Raw genomic sequence first — 5751 nt, 5'->3', positions numbered from 1 at the left:
GTGCGCGGTGGTGAAGTTGTTGGCTGACCTGGCCGACATAACGGGCTGGGACGATGCGCTCGGCTCCGGAAATATGGGAACCGTTGAGGCTGGCGCGCATTTTGATCGAGTACATGGTCTCCGGCATGTTCGTAGTCTAAACCATATTTATCGTCTTCGCTGTGATATTTCGTGGCCGTGAGCAGGATTAAACGGCGTTCAAGAATGGTGTCGCAGGAGGCTCTGCACCGGCCAAAGGAAGAGCCTGGCTGATTGCTGCTGCGCGCTGTGAAATGCCTATTAGGCTGGTGGCATGACTGAGCACAATAGGAAACAGCCACAACAACGATCCCGGCGGTTGGCGATTTTTGCACCCGCTATTACGACGCCGACGCAGATAAGAAAGCACGTTCTGTCGTTGCGCCAGGCCGGGGTAGTAGACGGCACGCAAGTCTCAGCTGGGCAACTTGCGGCGGCCGTCGACAAGCTGGGGACGATAACACCCGCACCAGCAATACAGGTTATCGATAGCGGAAGCGTGCTGGTGAGCATCGCACCAGAACAAGAGCCCACGGCCATGACCACGATTTTCCAAGCGGTTATTCCTAATCAGCTGGGGCTGTTGGATATCGACCGCGATACCGTGTTGGCCTATGGCGATGACCTGGTGCGGTATCCGATGACGACGGCGCATTACACGCTGGGGTGGTCGTCGCCAAGCGGTATCCGCGATGTCTTGGAAGCGATTTATCAACAACAAACGGATACGGCATATTCGCGCACCGATTATGTCAAGATTGTGGATCGCCAAGCAGCGAAGACCGCAGAGCAGCAATCGAATGGGCAGTCGCGGCAGGCCGATTCGCAGGCCGATTCGCAATGGGAAACCCAGCACTATATTCAGTGTTTTTATTCTCCGACCTCGGGCTCGGTGGGCACACAAGGCAACATCATGGCCGATGAAGGTTTTTGGATTGAGGTGCGTAACGGAGCCGCGGAGATGCATTTCGGCATCGGCGGGCTGGACCTGGATACCGCGACGGAGGTGTTCCAGCGCTGGTTAGCCGGCGAGCGCAAATTCCCTGATGTGGGGCAGTGGCAGAAGTTGATTATCTAAAAAGTTGATCCAGGCACCGAAACCGGTGGCTAATCGTCTCGGTGGTGGCGCCATTCACAGCGTCGGGTACGCTTAAGAGAAACGTGAATTTGAGAAAGGGTATCACTCCATGAGACTCGCTGTGATCGCCGGTGACGGTATCGGGCCAGAAGTAACCGCGGAAGCACTCAAAGTGCTCGAAGCATTGCGTGACGACGTCGAGATCACCCGTTTCAATCTCGGCGCGGAACGCTACCTGGAAACCGGCGATACGCTTACTGACGAAGATCTTGCTGCGCTGCGCGAGCACGATGCGATTTTGCTGGGCGCTATCGGCGATCCCCGCAAGGTGGCATCGGGTGTGCTTGAGCGCGCGTTATTGCTGAAATTGCGTTTCGCGCTCGATCACCACGTCAACTTGCGCCCCTCGAAGCTATACCCGACCTCGTCGACGCCGCTGGCCAACCCTGGCGAAATTGATTTTGTGGTCGTTCGTGAAGGCACCGAGGGACTGTACTGCGGCAACGGCGGTGTGTTGCGTGAAGGCACCCCGCATGAGGTGGCATCCGAGGTCTCGCAAAACACTCGCTACGGGGTGGAACGCGTGGTGCGCGATGCCTTCGAGCGTGCGAACAACCGACGCAAACACCTAACCCTGGTGCATAAGACGAATGTGCTGGTCAACGCCGGTGGACTGTGGATGCGCACCGTGCAAGAGGTCGGCCAGGAATTCCCGGATGTCACCGTGGATTATCATCACATCGACGCTGCGACCATCTACATGGTGACCGACCCCGCGCGTTACGACGTGATCGTTACTGATAACTTGTTCGGCGATATTCTGACTGACCTCGCCGGTGCGGTCACGGGCGGCATCGGCCTGGCTGCTTCCGGCAATATTGATGCCTCCGGTATCAACCCGTCGATGTTTGAACCAGTGCACGGTTCGGCGCCTGATATCGCGGGCACGGGCGTCGCTGACCCAACCGCCGCGATTTTGTCTGTCGCACTGCTGTTGCGTCACTTGGGAGATGAAGATAACGCCGCCAAGATCGAAACCGCCGTTGCCGCCGATATTAGTTCCCGTGGTGAGCAAGCTATTTCCACGAGTGCAGTGGGCGATCGCATCGCCGCTGCGGTGAATGCATAGGATAGTAATTATGAATACTCGCAGTATGCTGTCTCAAATTAGATCATCCGCGTTCTCCTCCGGCAGATCTCCATCAGCCCGGAAGAAGGCTGTCGGTTTGAGTACCGCTACTGTGATGGCCTGCGCGCTGGTAGCTTGCGCTGATGCGGAAGAGGATTCTTCACCGCTGAGCTCAGCGCATGATACGCATGATTCCGGTGCCGATGGTGGAGCGGATAAAGAATCCGGACCACCGGTTGCCACAGCGCTCACTGATGGCAACCGCACCGGCGATGTCACAATCGATGATTTCTACGATGATTTTTCTACCATCATCGTTGCCGCAGAGGATGAAGGTGCGCAACGCACCGCAGCTACCGTCGCCGTCGAAGAATCTGCCCCCATGATTGCCGCTCGCTCCGAGTTTGAATTGGACTTGGTGGAGTTCTTCGACGCTCACGCCGTCGACAACATCATTACAGTCGGCGATCCGGTTGCTCCGGCTGGCCACGCGTGGTCGGATTGGTCGGACAACGTGGAAGCTCATGCCGGTGACAGCAGCGGTAACGACAACAGCGCCAACGATGAAGCTGCTGCCGACGCGGGTTCTGGGTCTGATGTAGCAGAAGTTTCCCCTGCGTCTCCGGCCGAGCCAATGGCGTGGGCGTACGAAGGCCCACGCATTGCTGGCTTGCTGGAGCACCTCGAGCAGGCAGGAAATCTGCCGACGGGCTCAGGTAAAGATGCCACCCCAATTTTCGTTAGTGAGCAGACTGCACTGGCATCGGTGGCTTCAGTGTTGGCCGCTGGTAACCAGGTCACTGTGCTGGATGCACCGGATATCCGTGCTACCTCTGAGTCGATGCAGGCAGCACTGGAAGGTGACATCATTACCCTGGGTGCAGCCTTCGGCGATCAGGACTACGTCGATCGCACAATTGACCTTGCCGAGAATGGCGAGCTGCCCGGCGGCGGCGGATTGGTCTTTCCCGGCCGTCGCATGATCGCGTTGTATGGTCACCCGGCTGGCCCGGCGCTAGGCGTGATGGGGGAGATGCCACCAGAAGAAGCCATCCGCCACGCCCACGAGTTGGCTGAACAATACCAACCATTTGCTGATCAGCCAGTGATCCCAGCCTTCGAAATTATTGCCACGATCGCTGCGGCGCAGCCTGGTCCGCACAACCTGTACACCAACTACACCGATGAGGCAGAGCTGCAGCCGTATATCGATGCGGTGGTCAACGATGGCGGTTATGCCTTCTTGGATTTACAGCCGGGACGCGAGAGTCTATTGGCACAGGCGCAGCACTACGAAGAACTGTTGAAGCAGCCAAACGTCGGCTTGGCATTGGACCCGGAATGGAAACTCGGGCCAGATGAGAAACCGTTGCAACAGGTGGGGCACGTCGACGCCTCCGAGATCAATGAGGTCGCCGATTGGTTGGCAGAGTTAGTACGCGAAAACAACTTGCCGCAAAAGGCGCTGATGGTGCACCAATTCCAGCATCAGATGATCCGTAACCGGGAAGCAGTCAACACCTCGCACCCAGAGCTGGGCTTCGTCTTGCACGCTGATGGCCACGGCCCTCCAGCCGAGAAATTCGCGACTTGGGATATGGTCCGCAACGATCTGTCCGACGATTGGTATATGGCGTGGAAGAACTTCATCGACGAAGACAACCCGACGTTTACCCCGGAAGAAACCTACGCGATCGACCCTCGTCCGTGGTTTGTGTCATATCAGTAAGTTTTATCAGTAACATGAGTGCATGAGCGTTGAGGTAGAGGAAGTCACTGGCTTCCTGGCAGAACACGAACCGTTTTCCCACGTGCCCGCGGATGATCTCGCAGCGATTGCTGCCACAATGACGATGCGCTATATCCGACGTGGCACCACGATGGTTCGTGCCGGTGACCGCAACGATATCTTGCATGTCATCCGCTCCGGAGCCATGGATGTATTGGATGCCGAGGGCGGGTTATTGGATCGCCGCGAGCCCGGTTTAAGTTTCGGCTATTCGACGCTGTTGGCTGATCCCGGGGTGCCGGAATCGCGGTACACGATCGTTGCGGTGGAAGATAGCTTGGTGCTTGAGTTGCCACGGGAGGAATTTCAACGCGCGGTCGCGGCACACCCGGATATCGAGCGTTTTTATTCTTTACAATCCCGCCGAATCCGTAGCGCGGCGCAAGAGCTTGCCGACGACGCCTCCACCGGCGTGTTGCGCACCCCGTTGCGTGACGTGATGATCACCAACCCGCAGGCTACTGCACCGAACACCAGTATCGCTGCGGCGGCGCAACAGATGCGCGAAAAGGTAGTGTCATCGTTGCTGATTACCGAGGACGGTAATTTGCGAGGCATAGTTACCGACCGCGATATGACGGGCCGTGTAGTCGCAGAATCTCTGGATACCGCGTTGCCCGTCAGCGAGGTGATGACGACCGATTTGCGTACCGTCACCCCGGAAACTTTGGCTTTCGAAGCCATGTTGATCATGGCGGAACTGAATATTCACCATTTACCGGTTCTGGAAGCGGACAAGGTGGTCGGCGTTGTTGCCGGCGCGGATATTGCCCGGCTGCTGCGCGTGAACCCGGTGTACCTTACCGCTGATTTTTCGCGTCGCACGACCCGAAAACAACTCCGGGGTGCCTATCGCGATGCCTGCGCGGTCATCGCGCGATTTATTGATCGTAGTGGAAATTCCACCGAATCCGCACAGATGATGACGATCGCCGCAGACAGCATCGCGCGTAGGCTTCTCGAGCTAGCCGAAGAGAAATTCGGTCCTGCGCCGGTACCGTATGCGTTTGTGGTGCTGGGTTCGCAGGGCCGTCGTGAGATGGGTTTATCTTCCGATCAAGACAATGCGATGGTGTTGTCCAATGATTATGATCCTGACCAGCACGGAGAATATTTCGAGGCCTTGGCGCGCTGGGTCTGTGAGGGCTTGGCCGAGGCAGGCCAGGCCTGGTGCCCGGGCGATATGATGGCGACGAACCCACAATGGCGCCAGACTGCCCGCGACTGGGAAGACACGTTTCACACGTGGATCACCGCGCCGGACGCGGATGCGCTATTGCACGCACAAACATTTTTTGATTTCCGTCCGATCTATGGCGATCTGCAGCTTGCCGACGCCGTCCACCGCACCGCTGTGCAGATGGGTGGTGACTCCAAGCGCTTGCATGCCCACCTGGCTAGCCTCGCAGCGCGCCGCGAACCACCGTTGACGTTTTTCAAGGGCTTGGTTGTGGAGCGTTCCGGCGATTATGCCCGCACGCTGAACATCAAAACCGGCGGAACCTATGGCATCGTGCAGATGGCCCGGTTGTATGCGATTACTGCTGGCGTCGATGCGGTTGACACGGTGACTCGATTGGAACAGTCCGCGGGTAAAAGCGTTTCCCGTGAAGGAGCGCGCGATCTGGCCGATGCCTTTTATTTCTTGCGCACACTGACTTTGCGACACCAAGCCCGTCAGCTACGGCACGAGAAAAAGCCCGATTACCACGTGGACCCGAAAAGATTGTCCAAGAT

The 5751-nt window shown here is 57.5% G+C and carries 4 protein-coding genes and 1 pseudogene; 4 read left to right on the top strand and 1 reads right to left on the bottom strand.

Features of this window, described 5'->3' with window-relative positions; all coding sequences use genetic code 11:
• A partial coding sequence (locus RCH87_RS10410; protein WP_373690944.1) for a 6-carboxyhexanoate--CoA ligase occupies positions 1–100 on the bottom strand: 100 nt, incomplete at its 3' end.
• 192 nt (positions 101–292) lie between these two features.
• Between RCH87_RS10410 and RCH87_RS07050 the strand changes: the two genes are divergently transcribed.
• The 4 genes and pseudogenes from RCH87_RS07050 to RCH87_RS07035 form a co-directional block, all read left to right on the top strand.
• The gene (locus RCH87_RS07050; protein ID WP_306516010.1) at positions 293–1096 is read left to right on the top strand and encodes a hypothetical protein; all 804 of its coding nucleotides are present in this window, start codon (positions 293–295) and stop codon (positions 1094–1096) included.
• 109 nt (positions 1097–1205) lie between these two features.
• Positions 1206–2225, top strand: a complete 1020-nt coding sequence (locus tag RCH87_RS07045) for a 3-isopropylmalate dehydrogenase (RefSeq protein WP_306516009.1) — start codon at positions 1206–1208, stop codon at positions 2223–2225.
• Positions 2226–2322: 97 nt separating this feature from the next.
• Positions 2323–3954: a cell wall-binding repeat-containing protein gene (locus RCH87_RS07040; protein WP_306516008.1), complete on the top strand. Its 1632-nt coding sequence runs from the start codon at positions 2323–2325 to the stop codon at positions 3952–3954.
• 22 nt (positions 3955–3976) lie between these two features.
• Positions 3977–5751, top strand: a pseudogene (locus RCH87_RS07035) (DUF294 nucleotidyltransferase-like domain-containing protein); the annotation flags it as partial.

Origin of the sequence: Corynebacterium sp. (genome assembly GCF_030826625.1) — a bacterium.
Lineage (GTDB): Bacteria > Actinomycetota > Actinomycetes > Mycobacteriales > Mycobacteriaceae > Corynebacterium.
The sequence above is the reverse complement of the archived record's forward strand: the minus strand, read 5'-3'. Positions and strand labels throughout refer to the sequence as shown.